The following is a 21352-nucleotide window of genomic DNA, read 5'->3' as shown; positions in this document are numbered from 1 at the left end:
ACGGGCAGCTGGCCCCCCACCGCTACAACCCCGGACCGGTCGGCGGGTTACGGGTTACGGGAAGAACATTGCCAAGTGAGCGCGGAACGACGGGCGGTGCGCAAGGCGCGCGGGGTGAGCGGATGTCACATCGATGCGCCTCTGACGGATCGGCGAGGTCAGACGGCTTGTAGCCGAACCGTTGCCGTTCCGTCGGAACTCCCCCACAGCGACCGCATAGTGTAGGTCGCCGTTCCAAGAACGTCGTGAGACCGGCGTGAACTCCTCATGAGTTCGACGTCGGCGGCGCGGCGACAGCGCCGAGTTCCTTCAGCACACGGGGAGTCAAGAGCATGCGATCCATACGGCCGTCGTTCACCGTTCGGCGGGGGAGGGGCGCCCGTCGTACCTCCACTTCGCTCGCGGCGGTCGCCGTCGTCTCGGCGCTGGCGATGACCGCCACCGCCTGCAACGGAAACGACAACGCCGACAGCAAGCCGACCGCCTCCGCCGCCGCGGCCGGCGACGGCACGATCAAGATCCCGGACGACCTGAAGCAGAAGCTGAAGGAGCACGGGATCGACATCGACAAGTGGAAGAACGGCGCCTGGAAGAACTGGGACAAGAAGGAGTGGCTGCGCGAGGCCAACGACTTCGTCAACCCGATCATCAAGGGCCTGTGGGACCCGAACCGGATGCGGCACGCCAACGACCCCAACAAGGGCGTGAACGACAACGACATCTCCGGTGACCAGGGCGTGACGGACCCGACCCCGCAGCCGGTGAAGGCGCAGGCGGTGGCGACGCCGTACCACGTCAACGCGGCCGCCTCGGGCAAGGTGTTCTTCGACTCCCCCGAGGGCCACATGGTCTGCTCGGGCACGGTCGTGGAGGACCCGGCGCACCCGGGCAAGTCCAACCTGGTCTGGACGGCGGGCCACTGTGTGCACGCCGGCAAGAACGGCGGCTGGTACCGCAACATGGCCTTCGTGCCGTCGTACAACAACTCCGGCAAGTCGGTCGACCAGTTGCAGCACGCGAGCCGGTCCCAGATCGCGCCGTACGGCGTCTGGTGGGCCGACGCGGCGCAGACCTCGCAGCAGTGGATCGACGGGGGCGGCGAGACCGGCGGCACCGGTGCCTCGTACGACTACGCGGTGATCCATGTGACGCCGGAGCAGGGCAGCGGCGGTAAGTCGCTGGAGGAGACGGTCGGCGGCGCGCTGCCGGTGAACTTCAACGCCCCGGCGGTGCCGAAGGTCAGCAGCATCACCGCGAAGGGCTACCCGGAGGCGGCGCCGTTCGACGGTCAGCTGATGTACCAGTGCGCGGACAAGCCGGGCCGGCTGTCCATCAGCAAGTCGGACCCGACGATGTACCGGATCGGCTGCACGATGACGGCGGGTTCCTCCGGTGGTGGCTGGGTGGAGACCGGCACCGACGGCAAGCCGGCGCTCGTGTCCAACACGTCGATCGGCCCGGTGACGTCGGGGTGGCTGGCCGGGCCGCGCTTCGGTCCGGTGGCCAAGGGTGTGTACGAGTCGGTCAGCAAGAAGTTCGCCGGGCAGTAGGCAGTGAGCGGTAGGGGCGGCGTTCCCTCGCGCCCCTGACGGAAAGGCCCGCTCCCTGGAATTCGCCGAAGGACAAGGGAGCGGGCCTTTCGTGCAGCCGTCGGTCAGGCCGCCGGCACCGGTGCGTACGGCGCCAGGTCCGCCGCCAGTTCCTCGTGGACCCGGACCTTGATCAGGGTGCCCTCCGCGGTGTGCTCCTCGGAGATCACCTCGCCCTCGGTGTGGGCGCGGGCGACGAGCTTGCCGTGGGTGTACGGCACGAGCGCCTCGACCTCGACCGAGGGGCGGGGCAGCTCTTCGTCGATCAGGGCGAGCAGCTGCTCGATGTTCTGGCCGGTGCGGGCCGAGACGGCGATCGAGTGCTTCTCGGTGCGCAGCAACCGCTGGAGGACCAGCGGGTCGGCCGCGTCCGCCTTGTTGATCACGACGATCTCGGGCACGTGGGTGGCGCCGACATCCCGGATGACCTCGCGCACGGCGGCGAGCTGCTCCTCCGGCACCGGATGCGAGCCGTCCACCACGTGCAGGATCAGGTCGGAGTCGCCGACCTCCTCCATGGTGGAGCGGAACGCCTCGACCAGGTGGTGAGGCAGGTGGCGTACAAAGCCGACCGTGTCCGCCAGGGTGTACAGGCGGCCGCTCGGGGTCTCCGCGCGCCGGACGGTCGGGTCCAGGGTCGCGAACAGGGCGTTCTCGACCAGGACGCCGGCGCCCGTGAGGCGGTTGAGCAGGGAGGACTTGCCGGCGTTGGTGTAGCCCGCGATGGCGACGGACGGCACCTTGTTGCGCCGGCGCTCCTGGCGCTTGATCTCGCGGCCGGTCTTCATGTCCGCGATCTCCCGGCGCATCTTCGCCATCTTCTCGCGGATCCGTCGCCGGTCCGTCTCGATCTTGGTCTCACCGGGGCCACGCGTGGCGAGGCCGCCGCGACCGCCACCCATCTGCCGGGACAGCGACTGACCCCAGCCGCGCAGCCTCGGCAGCATGTACTGCATCTGTGCGAGCGCGACCTGCGCCTTGCCCTCTCGGGACTTGGCGTGCTGGGCGAAGATGTCCAGGATCAGGGCCGTACGGTCGATGACCTTGACCTTGACGACGTCCTCCAGCTGGATCAGCTGGCCGGGGCTCAGCTCACCGTCGCAGATGACCGTGTCCGCGCCCGTCTCGAGGACGATGTCGCGCAGCTCCAGGGCCTTGCCGGAGCCGATGTAGGTGGCCGCGTCGGGCTTGTCGCGGCGCTGGACGACGCCGTCGAGCACGAGCGCGCCCGCGGTCTCGGCGAGGGCCGCCAGCTCCGCGAGGGAGTTGTCGGCGTCCTGGGCGGTGCCGGTGGTCCACACCCCGACGAGTACGACCCGCTCCAGGCGGAGCTGGCGGTACTCGACCTCGGTGACGTCCTCCAGCTCCGTGGAGAGGCCGGCGACGCGCCGCAGGGCCGCGCGCTCGGAGCGGTCGAACTGGTCGCCGTCCCGCTCGCCGTCGATCTCGTGGCTCCAGGCGACGTCCTCTTCCATCAGGGCATCGGCCCGAAGGCCCTCGGGGTAGTCGTGCGCGAGGCGCTTGGTGTCCTGGGAAGGGGAAGAAGAGGAGGTCATTGGATCCTTACGTCGATGGGATGGCCGGTGCGGCGTCGGTGCGGCGGTCCTGCGGGGCCGCTCGTCCTGTCAACGTACGAGCACCCCGGGAGATTCCCGTCCCGCCTCGCGCCGACTCGAAGATGGTCGCACGGGGCGACACGTCTCGTCACCGTGTTATCGCGCGCTGCGCGTTCCCCCGGCCCCGGCCCCGGCGGCCTTGGCCGGAGCGGACACCTTCCCGGCCTGGGCCGAGGGCCGTCCGGCGGAGGCCGAGGGCTTCGTGGCCGCTGCCTGCTGGTCCTTGGCCGGGGCCTGCTGCTTCCAGTCCGGGTGGCCGGGCATCGGCGGGGTCTTCGCGCCGTACAGCCAGGCCCGGAAGAAGCCGCTCAGGTCGCGGCCGGAGATCGTCGAGGCCAGCTGGACGAAGTCGGCGGTGGTGGCGGTGGAGTCCCGGTGCGCGCGCACCCAGACGCGCTCCAGCCGTTCGAAGGCGGGGCGGCCGATCTCCTGGCGCAGGGCGTAGAGCACGAGCGCGGCGCCGTCGTAGATGTTGGGCCGGAAGATGCTGATCTTCTGGCCGGGCGCGGGTGCCTTGGGCCGGGCGGGCGGACCGCCGGCCTCGCGCCAGCGGTCGGAGGCGCTGTAGGCGGCCTTCATCCGCTGTTCCATCGGCTTGTGCGCGGTCTCGTCGGCGTACAGCGCCTCGTACCAGGTGGCGTGCCCCTCGTTCAGCCACACGTCGGACCAGGTGCGCGGGCTGACGCTGTCGCCGAACCACTGGTGGGACAGCTCGTGCACCATGATCGACTCGACATACCACTTGGGGTAGGCGGGGTCGCTGAACAGGTTCTTCTCGAAGAGCGAGAGGGTCTGTGTCTCCAGCTCGAACCCGGTGGAGGCCTGTGCCAGCAGCACGCCGTAGGTCTCGAACGGGAAGCGGCCGATCTTGCTCTCCATCCAGGCGATCTGGTCGGGCGTCTTGGCGAGCCAGGGTTCGAGGGCCTTGCGGTCGGCGGCGGGCACGACGTCGCGCATCGGCAGCCCCTCCGGTCCCTCGCGGCGGACGACGGCGGAGCGGCCGATGGACACCTGGGCGAGCTCGGTGGCCATGGGGTGCTGGGTGCGGTAGGTCCACGTGGTCGTCTTCCCGGCCCGGTCCGCACCGTCGGGCAGACCGTTGGCGACGACGGCATAGCCGTTCGGGGCGGTCACGTGGAAGGTGAACATCGCCTTGTCGGACGGGTGATCGTTGCACGGGAAGACCAGGTGGGCGGCGTCGGCCTGGTTCGCCATGGCGAGGCCGTCGACGGTGCGCACCCAGCCGCCGTCCTGGTCCTTGGCCGCCACCGGTTCGCTGGTGTGCCGCACCGTGATCCGGGTCCAACTGCCCCGGGACAGGGGATGGTCCGGGGTGACGACCAGGTCCTCACCGGCCTTCGCGAAGTCCGCGCGGCGCCCGTCGACCTCCACGGAGCGTACGGTGCCGTGCGTGAAGTCGAGGTTGAGGCGCTCCAGGTCGGCGGTGATCCGCGCGTCGATGGTGGTGACGGCTTCGAGCGGCTTGTCGTTCCTGCCGGAGTAGGTGAAGGAGAGGTCGTACGACGCCACGTCGTAGCCCGGGTTGCCCAGGTACGGGAAGAGCCGGTCGCCGATGCCCAGGGGCTCGGGCGGGGCCGCGGCGGCCAGGAGGCAGACGGAGACGGCGGAGGCGAGCAGGGCCGCCGTGCGGCGCCGGGAGCTCAGGGGCGTATGCCGGGAGCGGGGGGTGAGCAGCATGCACCACCGCTACCAGTGCACCACCGCCCCGCGACGACGACGCGCGCCCGGCCCACCCGAACGGGTTCCGCCCAGGTCCCTCTGACAGGTCCTTCCGACCGGGACCCGACTGCCTTGTGATCGAGTACGCCCGGTACCGATCAGAAGGCCGGGCCCGGGTGTTGGGCGCGGGCCACGTCGTACACGCCCGGCACGTCCCGCATGGCGCGCATCAGGCCCGGGAGGCGGGCCGCGTCGGGGAGTTGGAGCGTGTAGGTGTGCCGGACCCGTTGCTGCGTGGGTGGTTCGACGGTCGCTGAGACGATGTCGGCGCCGGTCGCGGAGATCGCCTCGGTGAGGTCGGCGAGCAGATGCGGGCGGCCGAACGATTCAGCGACCAGCGTGACCCGGATCTCGGTCGTGTCGCCCCAGCGCACCCCGGTCTCCGCGCGCCCTCGGCTCTTCATCTGCGCCACCGTGGCGCATTCCAGACGGTGGACGGTCAGCACTCCCCCGCGTACGGCGAAGCCGGTGATCTCGTCGGGCGGTACGGGCGTGCAGCAGCCGGCGAGCCGTACGGTGGCTCCTGGCCGGTCGGAGAGGACGTCCGCACTCCGGCGGCGGGCGGCGCTCCCCCGGGCCGCATCCTCCGCCGTAGTGCTCTCCGCCGCCGCGCTCTCGGCGGGGGCGGTGCCGTCGGCCGGGTCGGGGCGCGGAGCGGTCGCCTCGTCGGTTCCGGAGCCCGTGCCGCCGTCGGGGTGCGCCGCGAGCCAGCGCTGGATGGCGATGCGGGCAGCCGGGGTGTGGGCGTGCTCCAGCCATTCGCGGGAGGGCTCGGAGGCCGGGTCCTGGCCCATGAGGAGCTGGACGGTGTCGCCGTCCTTCAGGACCGTACTGAGCGTGGCCAGGCGGCCGTTGACGCGGGCGCCGAGACAGGCGTGGGCGTCGTCCCCGTACTGCGCGTAGGCCGCGTCGACGCACGAGGCGCCCTCGGGCAGGCCGAGGGTGCCGCCGTCGGGGCGGAAGACGGTGATCTCGCGGTCCTGGGCGAGGTCCTCGCGCAGGGTGGACCAGAAGGTGTCGGGGTCGGGGGCGGCCCGCTGCCAGTCGAGGAGCCGGGAGAGCCAGCCGGGGCGGGTCGGGTCGGCGCGCTCGCCGTCGGCGGGGATGTCGGAGGCGGGGGCGTCGGAGGCGGGGGCGTACGGGTTGCCGAGCGCGACGACGCCGGCCTCGGCGACCTTGTGCATCTGGTGGGTGCGGATGAGGACTTCGACGACCTGGCCGTCGGGCCGGGCGACGGCGGTGTGCAGCGACTGGTACAGGTTGAACTTCGGTACGGCGATGAAGTCCTTGAACTCCGAGACGACCGGTTTCAGACAGGTGTGCAGTTCGCCGAGGACGCCGTAACAGTCGGCGTCCTCCTGCACGAGCACGAGCAGCCGGCCGAAGTCGGCGCCGCGCAGCCGGCCGCGTTTGCGGGCCACGCGGTGGACGGAGACGAAGTGCCGGGGGCGGATGAGGACTTCGGCCTGGATGCCGGCCTCGCGCAGCACACCGCGGACCTCGTGGGCGACCTCGGCGAGCGGGTCGCCCCGGCGGGCGGCGTTGCCGGCGATGAGTTCACGGGTGTGCTCGTACTCGTCGGGGTGGAGGATGGCGAAGACCAGGTCCTCCAGCTCGGTCTTCAGGGCCTGCACGCCGAGGCGTTCGGCGAGCGGGATGAGGACGTCGCGGGTGACCTTGGCGATCCGCGCCTGCTTCTCGGGGCGCATCACGCCGAGCGTGCGCATGTTGTGCAGCCGGTCGGCGAGTTTGATCGACATCACGCGCACGTCGCTGCCGGTGGCGACGAGCATCTTGCGGAAGGTCTCCGGCTCGGCGGCGGCTCCGTAGTCGACCTTCTCCAGTTTCGTGACGCCGTCGACCAGATAACGAACCTCCTCGCCGAACTGTTCCCGCACCTGATCGAGGGTCACATCGGTGTCCTCGACGGTGTCGTGGAGCAGGGAGGCGGTCAACGTCGTGGTCTCGGCGCCGAGTTCGGCGAGGATCAGGGTCACGGCGAGGGGGTGCGTGATGTACGGCTCGCCGCTCTTGCGCATCTGGCCGCGGTGCGAGGACTCCGCGAGGACGTAGGCGCGGCGCAGCGGGTCGAGGTCCGCGGTGGGGTGGTGGGCGCGGTGCGCCTCCACGACGTGGCTGATGGCATCGGGCAGTTTGCCGCGGACGGCCGGGCCGAGCAGCGCGGCCCGGCCGAGCCTGCGCAGGTCGATCCGTGGCCGGGACTTCCTGCGGTCCGCCCGGGGCACCGCGGGGGTGGTGGCCGCCGCCGCTGTGGGCGCTACCGGGCCAGGGGTCGCAGGGTTCGTGGCCTCCGCACTCATGGGCACCTCCGGCTCGTGGACCGGCGGACGGGGCTCCAGGGCGCACGCGGCTCAGGGATGGCGACGTTCTCCCCCGTCCGTGCCGGTGCTTGATGCTATCGAGCCCACCACGTGCTCCTGACCGCCTCTGGCCGAGCGTGAAACGGATCACCCATTCGAGCGATGAGAAGAAGGTTTAGGTTTTGCGCCACGCGCCCACGGCGCGTCCGCGGTTCGCCCGGGGGCGTGCGCCTCTCAGGGCGCCGGAAACCGCTGTTCCTGGCCCCCGGGGCGGCTGCCGTCGTGGTGACACCCGGTCAGCGGACGGCGTTTTCCAGCCATTCGCCGTCGATCTCGCCCTCGGCGACGATCACGGCCGGTCCGGTCATCTCGATCTCGCCGTCGGGTCGCTCGGTGATGACCAGGCGCCCGCCGGGCACGTCCACGGTGTACGTCGCCGGGGTGCCGGTGACGGCCGGGTCGACGCCGTCGCGCCGCGCGGCGGCCACGGCGACGGCACACGTGCCCGTGCCGCAGGAGCGGGTCTCGCCGGAGCCGCGCTCGTGCACGCGCATGGCGACGTGGCGGGGGCCTCGGTCGACCACGAACTCGACGTTCACCCCGTCCGGGTAGGCCTGCGCCGGGCTGACCGGGGGTGCCTCGAGCAGTCGGCCCGCGTGCGCGAGGTCGTCGACGAAGGCGACCGCGTGCGGGTTGCCCATGTTCACGTTCCGCGCGGGCCAGCTGCGCTCGCCGACGGTCACCGTGACCTCGCCCTCGGGCAGACGGGCCCGGCCCATGCCCACGGTCACGTCGCCGTCCTTCGCGAGGTGGACGGAGCGCACGCCCGCGCGCGTGGCGATCGTGAAGTCGCCTTCGGCCACATGTCCGGCGTGGTGGAGATAGCGGGCGAACACACGCACGCCGTTGCCGCACATCTCGGCGACCGAGCCGTCGGCGTTGCGGTAGTCCATGAACCACTCGGCCTCGTCCGCCATCGCCTTCGCCTCAGGGTGCGCGGCGGACCGCACGACATGCAGCACCCCGTCGCCGCCGAGGCCTGCCCGGCGGTCGCACAGGGCGGCGACGGCGGCCGGGGTGAGGTCGAGGGCGTTCCCGGGGTCCGGGACGATCACGAAGTCGTTCTCGGTGCCGTGACCCTTGAGGAAGGGGATGGGCGTGCGCGTGCTCATGCCTCGATCGTACGGGGTGGGCACGACACACCGCCGCGCGGCGGGCTAGCCGCGCAGGCGGGCCACGCGCCACACCGCGAGGACGGCCACCACGGCGACCAGCAGCATGTACGCGAGGACGACCCGCCAGTCGACCCGGCGGCCGGAGCCGCGCGGGGGCAGGCCGGGCCAGGTGTAGCCCACCCGCCGGGCGGCCGTCATGCCCCAGCCCGCGGCGCAGGAGCAGATCAGCAGGCCGAGCATCGCGATGACGGCTCCGCTGTCGCCGAAGTCGAAGGCGAGCGGGAAGGCGAACATCAGGGAGCCGACGGCGGACAGCCCCACGATGGGGGCGAGCTGCCAGATGCGCAGCCGACGCTGCGGGCGCAGTTCGACCTCGACCTCGGGCCCGCTCTCGTACATCTCCTCGGGCGCCGGTCCGTCGGCGGTCACGCCGTCCGGGGACTCGTCGGGACCGTCGTCGGACAGCGGGTCCCCGAGGAGGCGGTCGGCGGCCGGCCGGTGCTCGTCCAGCCGGTGATCGTCCCGCCCGTCGCCGGGCAGGTCGCGGGTGAGCTGCTCGCCGGTCAGGCGGTCGCCGTCCAGGAGGTCCCCGGCCGTCGGGTCGCCGGCCGGGCGGTGCCCGGTCGGTCCGCACTCCGCGGCACGCGCCGCCCCGGCCGGGTCCGGTTCGTCACCCGCTGTGGTGACGTGCTCGGCACCTGGTGCGGTGTCGCGAGGGCCGGCCTCCATCGCCACGCGCCCTCCCAACTAGGTTCCACTTGGTCGATCGAAGCTCGATGATGGCACGGCGCCGAAGGCCCCGATGACCGGCGGCGCATCCCGATGCCATCACGTGATCAGGCTGTAACCGGTCGTTCGACCAACGCCAGGGCCTGGTGCGGAAGTTCCGCTCGGGCGGCCGCGGCCCCACTCAACCAGTGCACCCTCGGGTCGCGCCTGAACCACGAATCCTGCCGGCGCGCGAAGCGCTTGGTCGCGCGCACGGTCTCGGCCCTGGCCTCCGCGTCGGTGCACTCCCCGGCGAGCGCCGCGAGCACCTGCTGGTAGCCGAGCGCGCGCGACGCCGTGCGCCCCTCGCGCAGGCCCCGCGCCTCCAGCGCGTGCACCTCGTCCACCAGACCGGCCTCCCACATCAGGTCGACGCGGCGCGCGATGCGCTCGTCCAGCTCCGGACGCTCGACGTCGACACCGATCTGAACGGTGTCGTAGACCGAGTCGTGGCCGGGCAGGTTCGCGGTGAAGGGCCGGCCGGTGATCTCGATCACCTCCAGCGCCCGGACGATCCTGCGGCCGTTGCTGGGCAGGATCGCGCGGGCCGCCTCGGGGTCGGCGGCGGCCAGCCGGGCGTGCAGGGCGCCCGAGCCGCGCAGCGCCAGCTCCTCCTCCAGCCGGGCGCGGACCTCGGGGTCGGTGCCGGGGAACTCGAGGTTGTCCACGGCCCCGCGGACGTACAGGCCGGAGCCGCCGACCAGGATCGGCCAGCGGCCCTCGGCGAGCAGGGCGTCGATCCGGGCGCGGGCGAGTCTCTGGTACTCGGCGACGGAGGCGGTGACCGTCACGTCCCAGACGTCGAGCAGGTGGTGCGGTATGCCGCCGCGCTCTTCGGGCGTCAGTTTGGCGGTACCGATGTCCATCCCCCGGTACAGCTGCATGGAGTCGGCGTTGACGACCTCGCCGCCGAGCTGCTGGGCCAGAAAGACGCCGAGATCGGACTTTCCGGCCGCGGTGGGTCCGACGACGGCGATGACGCGGGGGGTGGGGGGTGCACTGCTCACCGCACCAGTTTCGCAAACCTCCGGGTGGGCTCTCGAACGAGTTACGTGACGCATGGGTTTTTGCGTCGTTGCCCGTGGCGAGATACCGCCTTCGAATCAGGGAGGCGGTGACCCCGGCGGCGCAACCGTACGCACCGGGTGACGCGGGAATTCGCCCGCACGAGTACCGTATGGAGTGAATATGGGCGTGTTTGCTCGGTTCTTCGGCAAGTCGAAGGCGACTCCGGAGACGCCGGACGCCGTGGCGCAGACCGGTGTGGAGCCGGACGGAGCCGAGGCGGAGGAGGTGGAGTCGGCAGCTGCGGAGGAAACCGCTTCGGCGGAGGCGAAGGGGACGACCGAGGACGGGCGTGAGGACGCCGCGACGCAGTCCGGTGCCGGCACCGGTGCGGACGACACGTCCGACGGCTCCGGTATCCCCAAGCAGCAGTCCGCCGAGGAGGCCGCCGACAGCGCGACCGGCGAGGGCGCCCGCAGGTAACTGTCCCGCGAGGGAAGGTGGACCATGGGTCTGTTGGACAACATGAAGGCCAAGCTCGGCCCGGCCAAGGACAAGGTGTCGGATCTCGCGCGACAGCACGGGGACAAGGTCACGCACGGCATCGACAAGGCCGCGAAGGCCGTCGACGAGCGGACCAAGGGCAAGTACAGCGACAAGATCCACGCGGGCACGGGCAAGGCCAAGGAGGCGGTCGACCGCCTCGCGCACAAGGAGGGCACCGGCCCCGAGACGGACGGGACCGACCCGGCGGCACCCACCCGGCCGCAGGAGCCGCCCACGGCTTCCTGAGCCTTGGACGGCCCCTTGCGGCACGGGGCACGGGTATCGGCGGACGGTCGCGGAGCAGCACCAGCGGCTCCCGGCCGTCCGCCGTCTCACGGGTACGGCACGGCCCCTTCGAGTATGGGCGGGCGGGCCCGGGACCGGATCGGACGCCTCAGGACCAGGTGGCGACGACGTACCCGACGCCGTACGGCGCGTCCTCGTACAGCAGTGCGCCGGCCAGGTCCGCGCCCTCGGCGGCGCCGGCCAGGACCTGCCAGGGGGCCCGGCCGGAGGCCTTCAGCTCGTGGGCCAGCTCGGGGTCCAGTGCCCGGACGGCCGCCAGGTCGGCCGTGCCCAGCGCCCGCGCGACCGCGGCGTCGAACGGGGCCGCCCGTTCGTCCAGGTATCCCGGCGCCTTCAGCGTGCGGCAGGCGCTGGCGTCTCCCATCACCAGCAGCGCCACCCGCCCGGCCCGGGCGCCGATCTCCCGCCCGGTGGCGAGGCAACGCTCGGGCGCCAGCGGCTCCCCGACGCCGAGTCCCTCGATCGGGGCGTCCGCCCAGCCCGTCCGCTCCAGCAGCCAGGCGCCGACGGCGAGCGACGGCGGCAGCTCGCGCTCGGGGACGGCGTCCGTGGCCGGGCCCAGGCGTACGCCGGCGTCGACCCCGAAGCCGCGGAAGGAGCCCGGGGTGCCCTGCGCGAACGGTCCGCGCCCGCTCTGCCCGGCGGGTCCGACGACCACCAGGAGGTCCGGGCGGGCGGCGGCGAGCACGCCGAGCGCGTCGGCGCAGGCCGAGCGGGCGGCGTCCAGCTCGGGCGCGGCACCCGCGGCGACCTCGGGTACGAGCAGCGGCGGGCAGGGACAGGCTGCGGCGGCGACAAGCATGACCGGCAGCGTACGCCGTACGACGGCCGACGGCCGTGTCAGTCCGCTACGCGCATCGGCCCGACCACGCGGACGACCCGGCTCCGGCCCGCCCCTCTTCGCGGCGGGCCGTCAGTCGCAGCCGCAGCCGCTTCCCGCCGCGGCCGGCAGCGGCTCCGGGACGCCGATCTTCGGCAGGCCCAGCATGACGCCCGCCGGCTTGGCGGCCTCGGCGGCGTTGCGCTTCTCCCAGGCGTCACCCGCGCGCGTGCGGCGCACGGAGAGGACCGGCCCCTCGGCGAGGAGGTGGTGCGGGGCGGCGTAGGTGATCTCGACCGTGACGACGTCGCCGGGGCGGACCTCCTGGTCCGGCTTGGTGAAGTGGACCAGCCGGTTGTCGGGGGCGCGGCCGGACAGGCGGTGCGTGGCGCCGTCCTTGCGGCCCTCGCCCTCGGCGACCATCAGCTCCAGCGTGCGGCCGACCTGCTTCTTGTTCTCGTCCCAGGAGATCTCCTCCTGGAGGGCGACGAGCCGCTCGTAGCGCGCCTGGACGACCTCCTTGGGGATCTGGTCGTCCATGGTCGCGGCGGGGGTGCCGGGCCGCTTGGAGTACTGGAAGGTGAAGGCCTGCGCGAACCGGGCCTCGCGCACGACGCGCATGGTCTCCTCGAAGTCCGCCTCGGTCTCGCCGGGGAAGCCCACGATGATGTCGGTCGTGATCGCCGCGTGCGGGATGGCGGCCCGCACCTTCTCGATGATCCCGAGGTAGCGCTCCTGGCGGTACGACCGGCGCATCGCCTTGAGGACCGTGTCCGAGCCGGACTGGAGCGGCATGTGCAGCTGCGGCATCACGTTCGGGGTCTCGGCCATGGCCGCGATGACGTCGTCGGTGAAGTCGCGCGGGTGCGGGGACGTGAACCGGACGCGCTCCAGGCCCTCGATCGTGCCGCAGGCGCGCAGCAGCTTGCTGAAGGCTTCGCGGTCGCCGATGTCGGAGCCGTAGGCGTTGACGTTCTGGCCGAGCAGCGTGATCTCCGAGACGCCCTCGGCGACCAGGGCCTCGATCTCGGCGAGGATGTCGCCGGTACGGCGGTCCTTCTCCTTGCCGCGCAGGGCCGGGACGATGCAGAAGGTACAGGTGTTGTTGCAGCCGACGGAGATCGACACCCAGGCCGCGTACGCGCTCTCGCGCCGGGTCGGCAGGGTGGAGGGGAACGCCTCCAGCGACTCGGCGATCTCGACCTGCGCCTCCTGCTGCACGCGCGCGCGTTCCAGCAGAACCGGCAGCTTGCCGATGTTGTGCGTGCCGAAGACGACGTCCACCCAGGGCGCCTTCCGCACGATGGTGTCCTGGTCCTTCTGCGCGAGGCAGCCGCCGACCGCGATCTGCATGCCGGGCCGCGAGGCCTTCCGCGGCGCGAGCCGGCCGAGGTTGCCGTACAGCCGGTTGTCGGCGTTCTCGCGGACGGCGCACGTGTTGAAGACCACGACGTCGGCGTCGCCGTCCGAGCCCTCCGGCGCCCGCACGTACCCGGCCTCCTCCAGCAGCCCGGACAATCGCTCGGAATCATGGACGTTCATCTGGCACCCGTAGGTACGCACTTCGTAGGTCTTGGGTCCCTGCACGTCCACTGCCCGGCTCCGGTCGCTGCTGCTGGTCATGGGTCAAGGGTAGGCGCTGCTCGGGGCGACCGGTTTCGGCGGGCGGACGGGGTGGGGACCCAGCGGGCCGGTGGCCCCCCGGATCCCGCAGGTGCGTGTCGGCGCCGTCCGGGCCGGCCGGAGCGGAAACCGGGTGGAGCGGGCGCGGGCGCTGCGCCTAGGGTCGCGGAATGAGTACACGTACGTTCCGCATCACCGTCCGCGGCGCCTTCGACGGCCTGACCGACGCGCAGCGCGCCGCCCTGCTGGCCGACGCCGCCGCACACGACGTGCTGCGCGCCGCGTTCACGCCCGAGGGCAGCCTCACCTACGACATCGCCGCCCGCCCCGCCTTCGTCTTCCGCTTCTCCGACACCGGCGAGGAAGAGGAGGACATCCTGGAGGCGACGGAGCGGGCCGAGGAGGCGGCGCAGGCCTGGCTGACCGAGCGCGGCTACGGCTTCAAGAACCTGCGCTCCAGCGCCGAGGACCTCTCCCAGGCCCCGATGGGCAAGCGGCAGCGACGCGCTGCGCGATACGGCGGAGCATGAACTTGAGTAGTCAAGGATCCGGCAATGGCTTCCGGAGGGACCGGCAGTGGCTTCCGGAGAGAGCGGGGCGGCGATGAGTGACACCCTCGACGCGGCTCTGCGTCTGGTCAGGGCGCAGGCGGCGCTCGTACGGCGCTTCGACTCCCGGCTGAGCGGGCTGCACGGGGTCAGCCTCGCCGACTTCACCCTGCTGCTGCGGCTGGGGCAGGCGCCCGGCGGACGCATGCGCCGGGTCGATCTCGCCGAGGCCCTGGGGCTGACCGCCTCCGGGGTCACGCGCGGGCTGGCCCCACTGGAGCGGATCGGGTTGGTGACCCGTGAGCCGGACGCCCGGGACGCGCGCGTGGCCTACGCGTCGCTGACCCCGACGGGCCGCAGGCGGCTGGCGGAGATGCGTGCCACGGCCGAGGAGGCCGCCGCCGAGGTCTTCGCCGCCCGGGCGTGGAGCGGCGAGGACGTCGCACTGCTGTCGGGGCTGCTGACCCGGCTCGGCGGCGCCGGCCTCGACGGCCGCTGAGCGCCGGCCGGTTGTGCAGTCTCCGGGCGGCCGCCGTCCGCCCGCCCGGGACGCGCGCGTGGCCTACGCGTCGCTGACCCCGACGGGCCGCAGGCGGCTGGCGGAGATGCGTGCCACGGCCGAGGAGGCCGCCGCCGAGGTCTTCGCCGCCCGGGCGTGGAGCGGCGAGGACGTCGCACTGCTGTCGGGGCTGCTGACCCGGCTCGGCGGCGCCGGCCTCGACGGCCGCTGAGCGCCGGCCGGTTGTGCAGTCTCCGGGCGGCCGCCGTCCGCCCGGGGACGCCGACAGGCCCTGGCGGCCACCCACAACACCGGTTCGTGCGGGTGCACTTCGGCCATGGATGGCCCGAACACGCCGTGTCACAGCTCACGTTCAGTTGTGGCCGGACGGTGAGGGAGTGATGGATGCGGCATGGCATGCTCATGGTTCGACATCGAGTTACCGGCCGGTACTGCCGCTGGGCGGACCGCCCGCCGGAATCTCTCTGCCACCCCCCACTCCACCCAGGACCGACCTTGCGCAGACGCACGAGGCACAGGTACGCCCTGCTGCCCGCCCTCGCCGTGACCACCCTCTTTGTCGCCACGGCCTGCTCCTCGTCCGCACCGCACGCCGAACCGCAGTCGGCCGCCGGACGCGGACAGCAGCCCACGGCCCCTGTCCGTGCCACCGACGGCACGGACCGCTCACTCGCCGTCGTCGCCGCTCCCGCCGCCCCCGCGACCGCCGCGGCGGGCCGGCCGGGCACCGGGCAGCGCGCGCATCGGACCACGCTCGCGGTCACCTCGTACGACAGCCGCACACGACGGGCCGTACTGTCCGACGAGTCGTCTCCGCAAAGGAGTTCGACAGCCACCCCCTCGCGCTCTCCGTCAGCCTCCGCCCCGCCCTCCCCCGCTCCCACCGGCAGTTCCCCGGATGTCGCGCACCGGACCGCCGTGGGCGACGTGATCGCCAGCGCGCCCGCGCCCGGGGCGCCGCACGGGCTGCTCGCCAAGGTCACCAAGGTGATCGGCGAGACGGACCGGGGCACGCAGGTACAGACGGCACCGGCCACGCTGAACGCCCTGCTCGGCGACGCCACCGCGAAGGGCGACGTGCCGGTCGACCCCTCGTCCTTCGCCGTCGAGAAACTGCTGCCCGGGGTGAAGGTGTCCTGGGCCAAGGCCGGTGACGTGCGCGTCGGCCCGAAGAGCGCGACCGTGCCCCTCGGCAGCCTCCGGCTCGACGTGAGCGCCGCGGTGGCATCGGCGAAGGACGCCCCGGTGTCGGCCGGCGCCTCGGTGCACGGCTTCGTCCAGGTCGCCCCGCGGGTCGACTTCGCCTACGGCGGCACCGGCACCGCAGTGACACCCGGGGCGGCGTACCTCGGCGTGTCCGGTCGCTGGACCTCCGGCTGGTCGGTCGCAGGCCGGGCCGCCGCGACGACCGGCGCGCCGCTGCGCATCCCGTTCGCCACGCTGCACGCCGATCCCGTCCTCCAGGTCGGCCCGGTCCCCGTCGTCGTCAGCCTCGGCCTGACCTGTTACATCCAGCTCAGCGGCGACGGGCACGTCACCGTCGACGTCGAGCAGAACGTCAAGGGCGCCTTCACGGCGGGCGGCACCTTCGGCCCCGCCAAGGGCTGGACGCCGGTCAGCTCCTCGGACATGACGAGCACCCCCGTACACGCCTCCGTCACCACCGCCGGGACCCTGAAGACGGCGCTCGGCGCCGAGGCCTCCGTCGGCCTCTACGGCGCGGTCGGCGTCACCGCCGACCTGGCCCCGTATCTCCGCGGCGAGGCCTCCGGCACGGTGGTCACCGGCTCCCCCTCCACGTCCATCGGCACGGGCGGGGTGAAGGCCTCGATGGACTGGCGCGTGTACGGCGGCGTCGATCTGTCCGGGACACTGCGGCTCCAGCTGTCCGTGTTCGGCACGCCGATCGTCCACCGGGACATCCCGCTGGGCGCGCTGCACCGCGAGTGGAAACTGGCGGGCGGCACCCTGAAGACCCCCTAGGACCTGTGGGCGCCCGGCTCCGCCGGTATCCAGCCCTGGCCGCGCAGTACGGCCGACACGTCCGGGGCGCGGTAGTGCTCCCCCTTGAGGACCTTGCCGTCGGCCCGGCGGGCGACCTGTCCGTCCGGGCCGATCTTGCTCATGTTGGCGCGGTGGACCTCGGCGATCACCTGGTCGAGGTCGATGCCGTGGACGAGCGCCGTGCCGTAGGCGACGTAGACCACATCGGCCAGTTCGTGCGCAAGCTTGTCCAGCGGGCCGTCGACCGCGACCTCGGCGACCTCCGCGGCCTCCTCGGCGAGCAGTTCCCCGCGGTGTGCGGCCAGTTGGGGGTCCACCTCCGCCGGCGTGCTGCGGGCGTCGAGGCCGAAGGCATGGTGGAACTCACGGACGAGGTCGGCGGGCGAAGTGCTCATGCGTCGACTCTAACGACCGCCACTGACAGCGCCCCCGGCTCTCCTCGTCGCACGGGGCGTGACCCCGGCCTGGTCACGGGCGCGCCCGGGCTGGCAGGATCGCCGCATGTCGAAGGTGTTCCCCCGGCTCGGCAGGCGCCGGGCGCTGCCGGTCGCGGCCGCCGGGGCCGTGCTGCTCGGGCTGCTGCTGTGGTGGCTGCTGCCCCTGGGCGAGAAGCCGCCGAGCGGGACGATCGTCTTCAGCACGGGCACGTCCTCGGGGGTCTACCAGGAGTACGGCGAGCGGTTGCGCACCGAGCTGGCCAAGGACATGCCCGGGCTGAAGGTCGACCTGCTCGGCAGCGCCGGTTCGCAGGAGAACGTGCAGCGGGTGGCGACCGGCAAGGCCGATTTCACCATCGCGGCGGCCGACGCGGTGGAGACGTACGAACTGGCGCACGGCAGCGGCGCCGGACGGCTGCGCGGGGTGGCCCGGCTCTACGACGACTACGTTCATCTCATCGTGCGCAGTGACTCGGACATCCGGAGCGTGGCGGACCTGCGGCACAGGCGGGTGGCGACCGGGCTGCCGCACTCCGGGGTGCGGCTGATCGCCGACCGGGTGCTCACGGCCGCCGGCATCGACCCGCACCGGGACATCACCGCGGCCGGGGACGGCATCGACACCGGGCCCGAGCGACTCCGGCAGAACAAGATCGACGCGTTCTTCTGGTCCGGCGGACTGCCCACCAAGGGACTGGCCGGGCTGGCGAAGAAGGCCGCGTTCAGGTTCGTGCCGATCGACGGCGACCTCGTCACCAAGCTGCACGACGAGGGCCAGGAGAACCGCTACTACCGGGCCACCAGCATCCCCGAGTCGGCCTACCCGGTCGTGCAGCAGGGCAACGAGGTGCCGACGATCGCCGTCGCCAACCTCCTGATCACCCGCACGGACGTGGACCCCCGGCTGACCGAATGGCTGACCCGCACGGTCATCAAGAGCCGCGACGGCATCGGTGCCCACGTCCACAGCGCCCAACTGGTCGACCTGCGCACCGCGATCTACACGGACCCGCTGTACCTCCAGGAGGGCGCCCGGCGGTACTACCGCTCGGTGAAGCCGTGAGGCGGCCGGAGCGGGGCGGGCCTGCGGGAGCCCGTCCCCTCAGTGCTCCCCCTGTCGTGGCACCCGCACCGTCACGCGCAGGCCGCCCGGTTCGTGGTGGTCGTACGTGATCGAGCCGCCGCCCGCCATGAGCAACGCGCGCGTGATGGACAGGCCGAGGCCCGAGCCCTTGATGTTCTGATGGCGGCCGCTGCGCCAGAAGCGGTCGCCCACGCGCGCGAGTTCCTCCTCGGTGAGGCCGGGACCGGTGTCGGTCACCACGATCGTGGAGGTGTCGCCGTCGGCTGCCACGGTGACCGCCACCGTGCCGCCCTCGGGGGTGAACTTCACGGCGTTGTCGATCACCGCGTCCAGGGCGCTGGACAGGGTGATCGGGTCGGCCCAGCCGGTCGTGGGCGGGCACTCCCCGGTCAGCCGGACGCCCTTCGCACCGGCGGCCGGTGACCACGCGGCCACCCGCTCCTCCGCGAGCGCGCCGACGTCCGTCAGGCTCAGGTCCGCCTCGGCGTGCTCGGCCAGCGCCAGGTCGAGCAGGTCGTCCAGCACCTGCGCGAGACGCTTTCCCTCGGTGCGGACGGAGGCGATCTCCTCGTTGTCCTCGGGGAGTTCGAGGGCGAGCAGCTCGATGCGCAGCAGCAGCGCCGAGAGCGGGTTGCGCAGCTGGTGCGAGGCGTCGGCGACGAAGGCACGCTGCTGCTCCAGCACGTCCTCGACGTTGTCCGCCATCTCGTTGAACGACCGGGCCAGCCTTCTGAGTTCCGGCGGTCCGCCGGCCGCCGCGACCCGGGACTTCAGGCGTCCGGTGGCGATGTCGTGGGTGGTGGCGTCCAGGACGCGGACCGGTCGGAGCACCCAGCCGGTGAGCCGTAGCGCCGCCCCGACGGCCAGCAGCATCGCCGCGCTCTCGCCGGCCGCGACGAGCAGCCAGCTGTGCAGGATCCGGGACCGCATCTGCCCGGTCGGCGAGTCGGTGACCACGACCGCCACGACGTCCCCGTCCCGGATCACCGGCGAGGCGACGACCAGTCGGCTGCGCTGCCACGGCCACACCTGTCGCGGATCGTGGCTGCGCCGGCTGAGCAGCGCCTCCGCGAACGCGTCCCGGACCTCCCCCTTCGGCGGTACGAGCCAGTCGGCGGGGGCATTGGCCATGGCGGAGCCGTTGCGGTAGAAGACACCGGCGTTGATGCCGTAGACGCCGTAGTAGTTGGCGAGTTCGCTGCGCAGCGCCTCCAGGCGCTCGTCCGTGCCCGTGCGGCGGGATCCGCCGGGGCCGCCGGTGACGAACTGGGCGAGCGCGGCGAAGCGCGCCGTGTCGTCGATCCGGTCGACGACGACCTTCTGCTGCTGGGCGGCGGCCACGCTGATGGCGAGCGGCAGGCCGAGAGCGAGGAGTACGGCCGCCATCAGGACGATGAGCAGCGGCAGCAGACGTGCGCGCACCCGGCCCCGCTAGGCGGCCGGCGCGACGAGCCGGTAGCCGACGCCGCGTACGGTCTCGATCAGCGCGGGCATGCGCAGTTTGGCCCGCAGGGAGGCGACGTGCACCTCCAGGGTGCGGCCGGTGCCCTCCCAACTGGTGCGCCAGACCTCGCTGATGATCTGCTCCCGCCGGAAGACGACGCCCGGACGCTGCGCGAGCAGGGCGAGCAGGTCGAACTCCTTGCGGGTCAGCTGGACGACCGCACCGGCCACGGTGACCTGGCGGGTGGGCAGTTCGATGCGCACGGCGCCGAGCAGCAGCGACCCGTCGCCGCCGGGGCCCGCGTCCTCGTGGGCGGTGCGCCGGCTGACGGCGTGGATCCGGGCGAGCAGTTCCCCGGTGTCGTACGGCTTCACGACGTAGTCGTCGGCGCCCAGGTTGAGCCCGTGGATGCGGGAGCGCACGTCGGAGCGGGCGGTGACCATGATCACCGGGGTGCCGGTGCGCTTGCGGATCTTGCCGCAGACCTCGTATCCGTCCTGGTCGGGCAGGCCGAGGTCGAGCAGGACGACACCGAAACCGTCGCTCTCGGGGACGAGTGCCTGGAGGGCTTCCTCGCCGCTACGCGCGTGCGTGACCTCGAAGCCGTGCCGCGCGAGGACGGCGGACAGGGCCGCGGCGACGTGGTTGTCGTCCTCGACGAGCAGCAGTCTCATCCCGGCCCCCTCCGGTTCAGCGGTCGTACGGTGTCGGTTCTCGTGCGTCTTGTAGGCGCACGCGCGCGTGCACCATGGCAGTGACGCCGATGGACAAGGACGGCGTCAAGAGGGTTCCGGTTGCCTGTCGCTACCGTTATCCGGCCGATACGCGCGCGGGGAACATGTGCTACGACACGTGTCCGTTTGCTATCGGATCGTGATGCTCAGATCTCCCTCAGATGTGATGACGCAGGTCACAGCGGCTCATTACTGTCCTCCGAAACCGAGCAGGACGGAGCCCGAGAGCGATGACCGAAGCAGCGCTGACCAAGGAAGACACGGTCACGTCCGACGAACTGGTCGTCCTGAAGAGCGTCAACAAGCACTTCGGCGCGTTGCACGTGCTCCAGGACATCGACCTGACGATCGCCCGTGGCGAGGTCGTCGTGGTCATCGGGCCCTCGGGGTCCGGAAAGTCGACTCTGTGCCGCACGATCAACCGCCTGGAGACGATCGACTCCGGCACCATCACGATCGACGGAAAGCCCCTGGCCCAGGAGGGCAAGGAGCTGGCCCGGCTGCGGGCCGACGTCGGGATGGTGTTCCAGTCCTTCAACCTCTTCGCGCACAAGACCGTGCTCGAGAACGTGATGCTGGGCCAGCTCAAGGTCCGCAGGACCGAGAAGCGGCAGGCCGAGGAGAAGGCCCGGGCGCTGCTCGACCGGGTCGGGGTGGGCACCCAGGCCGACAAGTACCCCGCCCAGCTGTCCGGCGGCCAGCAGCAGCGCGTGGCGATCGCGCGGGCGCTGGCGATGGGCCCGAAGGTCATGCTCTTCGACGAGCCGACCTCGGCCCTCGACCCCGAGATGATCAACGAGGTCCTCGAGGTCATGCAGCAGCTCGCCCGTGAGGGCATGACGATGATCGTCGTCACCCACGAGATGGGATTCGCGCGCTCGGCCGCGAACCGCGTGGTCTTCATGGCCGACGGCCGCATCGTCGAACAGGCCACGCCCGAGCAGTTCTTCAGCAACCCGCGCAGCGACCGGGCCAAGGACTTCCTGTCCAAGATCCTGCACCACTGAGGGCGGCGCCGGCCCGGCCCTCCGTACCCGGGTCGCCTTTTCCGACGGGTCTCGTTCCGCACCAT

20 protein-coding genes are annotated in these 21352 nt (G+C 72.2%); 9 read left to right on the top strand and 11 right to left on the bottom strand.

Annotated features, from left to right (window positions below; genetic code table 11):
- Nucleotides 1-332 precede the first annotated feature (332 nt).
- Nucleotides 333-1550 carry a trypsin-like serine peptidase gene (locus BIV23_RS17615; protein ID WP_177239931.1) on the top strand — a complete coding sequence of 406 codons (1218 nt, stop codon included), beginning with the start codon at nt 333-335 and terminating at the stop codon, nt 1548-1550.
- Between the two features lie 104 nt (nt 1551-1654).
- Here BIV23_RS17615 and hflX read toward each other — a convergent pair whose 3' ends face one another.
- From hflX to miaA, 6 genes are all read right to left on the bottom strand, one after another.
- Nucleotides 1655-3145, bottom strand: a complete 1491-nt coding sequence (gene hflX / locus BIV23_RS17610) for a GTPase HflX (RefSeq protein ID WP_071381827.1) — start codon at nt 3143-3145, stop codon at nt 1655-1657.
- Between the two features lie 156 nt (nt 3146-3301).
- Complete coding sequence (locus tag BIV23_RS17605; protein ID WP_071381826.1) at nt 3302-4903, bottom strand: M1 family metallopeptidase; 1602 nt, start codon at nt 4901-4903, stop codon at nt 3302-3304.
- Nucleotides 4904-5043: 140 nt separating this feature from the next.
- Nucleotides 5044-7266 carry a RelA/SpoT family protein gene (locus tag BIV23_RS17600; RefSeq protein ID WP_071381825.1) on the bottom strand — a complete coding sequence of 741 codons (2223 nt, stop codon included), beginning with the start codon at nt 7264-7266 and terminating at the stop codon, nt 5044-5046.
- A gap of 296 nt (nt 7267-7562) precedes the next feature.
- Nucleotides 7563-8438 (bottom strand): diaminopimelate epimerase, encoded by an 876-nt coding sequence (gene dapF / locus BIV23_RS17595; protein WP_071381824.1) that lies wholly within the window; start codon nt 8436-8438, stop codon nt 7563-7565.
- 45 nt (nt 8439-8483) lie between these two features.
- The gene (locus tag BIV23_RS17590; protein WP_071381893.1) at nt 8484-8951 is read right to left on the bottom strand and encodes a hypothetical protein; all 468 of its coding nucleotides are present in this window, start codon (nt 8949-8951) and stop codon (nt 8484-8486) included.
- 326 nt (nt 8952-9277) lie between these two features.
- Complete coding sequence (miaA, locus tag BIV23_RS17585; RefSeq protein ID WP_071381823.1) at nt 9278-10216, bottom strand: tRNA (adenosine(37)-N6)-dimethylallyltransferase MiaA; 939 nt, start codon at nt 10214-10216, stop codon at nt 9278-9280.
- Nucleotides 10217-10397: 181 nt separating this feature from the next.
- On the opposite strand from miaA, the gene BIV23_RS17580 reads away from it, so the two are divergent.
- Together BIV23_RS17580 and BIV23_RS17575 are read left to right on the top strand one after the other, a co-directional pair.
- Complete coding sequence (locus BIV23_RS17580; protein WP_245790558.1) at nt 10398-10697, top strand: hypothetical protein; 300 nt, start codon at nt 10398-10400, stop codon at nt 10695-10697.
- 24 nt (nt 10698-10721) lie between these two features.
- Nucleotides 10722-11006 carry an antitoxin gene (locus BIV23_RS17575; protein WP_071381822.1) on the top strand — a complete coding sequence of 95 codons (285 nt, stop codon included), beginning with the start codon at nt 10722-10724 and terminating at the stop codon, nt 11004-11006.
- A gap of 148 nt (nt 11007-11154) precedes the next feature.
- Here BIV23_RS17575 and BIV23_RS17570 read toward each other — a convergent pair whose 3' ends face one another.
- Together BIV23_RS17570 and miaB are read right to left on the bottom strand one after the other, a co-directional pair.
- Nucleotides 11155-11868, bottom strand: a complete 714-nt coding sequence (locus BIV23_RS17570) for a class III extradiol dioxygenase subunit B-like domain-containing protein (RefSeq protein WP_071381821.1) — start codon at nt 11866-11868, stop codon at nt 11155-11157.
- Between the two features lie 111 nt (nt 11869-11979).
- A complete protein-coding gene (gene miaB, locus BIV23_RS17565) occupies nt 11980-13509 on the bottom strand; it encodes a tRNA (N6-isopentenyl adenosine(37)-C2)-methylthiotransferase MiaB (protein WP_107471193.1) in 1530 nt (509 codons plus the stop codon).
- A 170-nt stretch (nt 13510-13679) separates the two neighbouring features.
- On the opposite strand from miaB, the gene BIV23_RS17560 reads away from it, so the two are divergent.
- From BIV23_RS17560 to BIV23_RS17545, 4 genes are all read left to right on the top strand, one after another.
- A complete protein-coding gene (locus BIV23_RS17560; RefSeq protein ID WP_071381819.1) occupies nt 13680-14039 on the top strand; it encodes a DUF6204 family protein in 360 nt (119 codons plus the stop codon).
- Nucleotides 14040-14112: 73 nt separating this feature from the next.
- Entirely contained in the window at nt 14113-14556 is a 444-nt protein-coding gene (locus BIV23_RS17555) for a MarR family winged helix-turn-helix transcriptional regulator (RefSeq protein WP_071381818.1), read from the top strand.
- 58 nt (nt 14557-14614) lie between these two features.
- Complete coding sequence (locus tag BIV23_RS17550; protein WP_245790557.1) at nt 14615-14788, top strand: hypothetical protein; 174 nt, start codon at nt 14615-14617, stop codon at nt 14786-14788.
- A gap of 284 nt (nt 14789-15072) precedes the next feature.
- Nucleotides 15073-16560 (top strand): hypothetical protein, encoded by a 1488-nt coding sequence (locus BIV23_RS17545; protein ID WP_071381817.1) that lies wholly within the window; start codon nt 15073-15075, stop codon nt 16558-16560.
- Here the strand turns inward: BIV23_RS17545 and BIV23_RS17540 are convergent.
- Nucleotides 16557-16976 carry a pyrophosphohydrolase domain-containing protein gene (locus tag BIV23_RS17540; protein WP_071381816.1) on the bottom strand — a complete coding sequence of 140 codons (420 nt, stop codon included), beginning with the start codon at nt 16974-16976 and terminating at the stop codon, nt 16557-16559. The two genes, BIV23_RS17545 and BIV23_RS17540, sit on opposite strands and share 4 nt — an antisense overlap.
- 106 nt (nt 16977-17082) lie before the next feature.
- Between BIV23_RS17540 and BIV23_RS17535 the strand changes: the two genes are divergently transcribed.
- Nucleotides 17083-18081, top strand: a complete 999-nt coding sequence (locus BIV23_RS17535; RefSeq protein ID WP_071381815.1) for a TAXI family TRAP transporter solute-binding subunit — start codon at nt 17083-17085, stop codon at nt 18079-18081.
- A 39-nt stretch (nt 18082-18120) separates the two neighbouring features.
- Here BIV23_RS17535 and BIV23_RS17530 read toward each other — a convergent pair whose 3' ends face one another.
- Entirely contained in the window at nt 18121-19524 is a 1404-nt protein-coding gene (locus tag BIV23_RS17530) for a sensor histidine kinase (RefSeq protein WP_071381814.1), read from the bottom strand.
- Between the two features lie 9 nt (nt 19525-19533).
- Entirely contained in the window at nt 19534-20220 is a 687-nt protein-coding gene (locus BIV23_RS17525; protein WP_071381813.1) for a response regulator transcription factor, read from the bottom strand.
- 290 nt (nt 20221-20510) lie between these two features.
- Between BIV23_RS17525 and BIV23_RS17520 the strand changes: the two genes are divergently transcribed.
- On the top strand, nt 20511-21287 hold the full coding sequence (locus BIV23_RS17520; protein WP_071381812.1) for an amino acid ABC transporter ATP-binding protein: 777 nt from the start codon (nt 20511-20513) through the stop codon (nt 21285-21287).
- Nucleotides 21288-21352: the final 65 nt, after the last annotated feature.

It is taken from the genome of Streptomyces monashensis (assembly GCF_001866665.1).
Taxonomy (GTDB): Bacteria; Actinomycetota; Actinomycetes; order Streptomycetales; family Streptomycetaceae; genus Streptomyces; species Streptomyces monashensis.
This window is presented reverse-complemented; position numbering and strand designations above follow the sequence as displayed.

What these genes read in the sequence shown, in the direction of transcription:
- BIV23_RS17615 (WP_177239931.1), top strand. Translation starts at nt 333, where the DNA reads ATGCGATCCATACGGCCGTCGTTCACCGTTCGGCGGGGGAGGGGCGCC.
- hflX (WP_071381827.1), bottom strand. Translation starts at nt 3,145, where the DNA reads ATGACCTCCTCTTCTTCCCCTTCCCAGGACACCAAGCGCCTCGCGCAC.
- BIV23_RS17605 (WP_071381826.1), bottom strand. Translation starts at nt 4,903, where the DNA reads ATGCTGCTCACCCCCCGCTCCCGGCATACGCCCCTGAGCTCCCGGCGC.
- BIV23_RS17600 (WP_071381825.1), bottom strand. Translation starts at nt 7,266, where the DNA reads ATGAGTGCGGAGGCCACGAACCCTGCGACCCCTGGCCCGGTAGCGCCC.
- dapF (WP_071381824.1), bottom strand. Translation starts at nt 8,438, where the DNA reads ATGAGCACGCGCACGCCCATCCCCTTCCTCAAGGGTCACGGCACCGAG.
- BIV23_RS17580 (WP_245790558.1), top strand. Translation starts at nt 10,398, where the DNA reads ATGGGCGTGTTTGCTCGGTTCTTCGGCAAGTCGAAGGCGACTCCGGAG.
- BIV23_RS17575 (WP_071381822.1), top strand. Translation starts at nt 10,722, where the DNA reads ATGGGTCTGTTGGACAACATGAAGGCCAAGCTCGGCCCGGCCAAGGAC.
- BIV23_RS17570 (WP_071381821.1), bottom strand. Translation starts at nt 11,868, where the DNA reads ATGCTTGTCGCCGCCGCAGCCTGTCCCTGCCCGCCGCTGCTCGTACCC.
- miaB (WP_107471193.1), bottom strand. Translation starts at nt 13,509, where the DNA reads ATGACCAGCAGCAGCGACCGGAGCCGGGCAGTGGACGTGCAGGGACCC.
- BIV23_RS17560 (WP_071381819.1), top strand. Translation starts at nt 13,680, where the DNA reads ATGAGTACACGTACGTTCCGCATCACCGTCCGCGGCGCCTTCGACGGC.
- BIV23_RS17555 (WP_071381818.1), top strand. Translation starts at nt 14,113, where the DNA reads ATGAGTGACACCCTCGACGCGGCTCTGCGTCTGGTCAGGGCGCAGGCG.
- BIV23_RS17540 (WP_071381816.1), bottom strand. Translation starts at nt 16,976, where the DNA reads ATGAGCACTTCGCCCGCCGACCTCGTCCGTGAGTTCCACCATGCCTTC.
- BIV23_RS17535 (WP_071381815.1), top strand. Translation starts at nt 17,083, where the DNA reads ATGTCGAAGGTGTTCCCCCGGCTCGGCAGGCGCCGGGCGCTGCCGGTC.
- BIV23_RS17525 (WP_071381813.1), bottom strand. Translation starts at nt 20,220, where the DNA reads ATGAGACTGCTGCTCGTCGAGGACGACAACCACGTCGCCGCGGCCCTG.
- BIV23_RS17520 (WP_071381812.1), top strand. Translation starts at nt 20,511, where the DNA reads ATGACCGAAGCAGCGCTGACCAAGGAAGACACGGTCACGTCCGACGAA.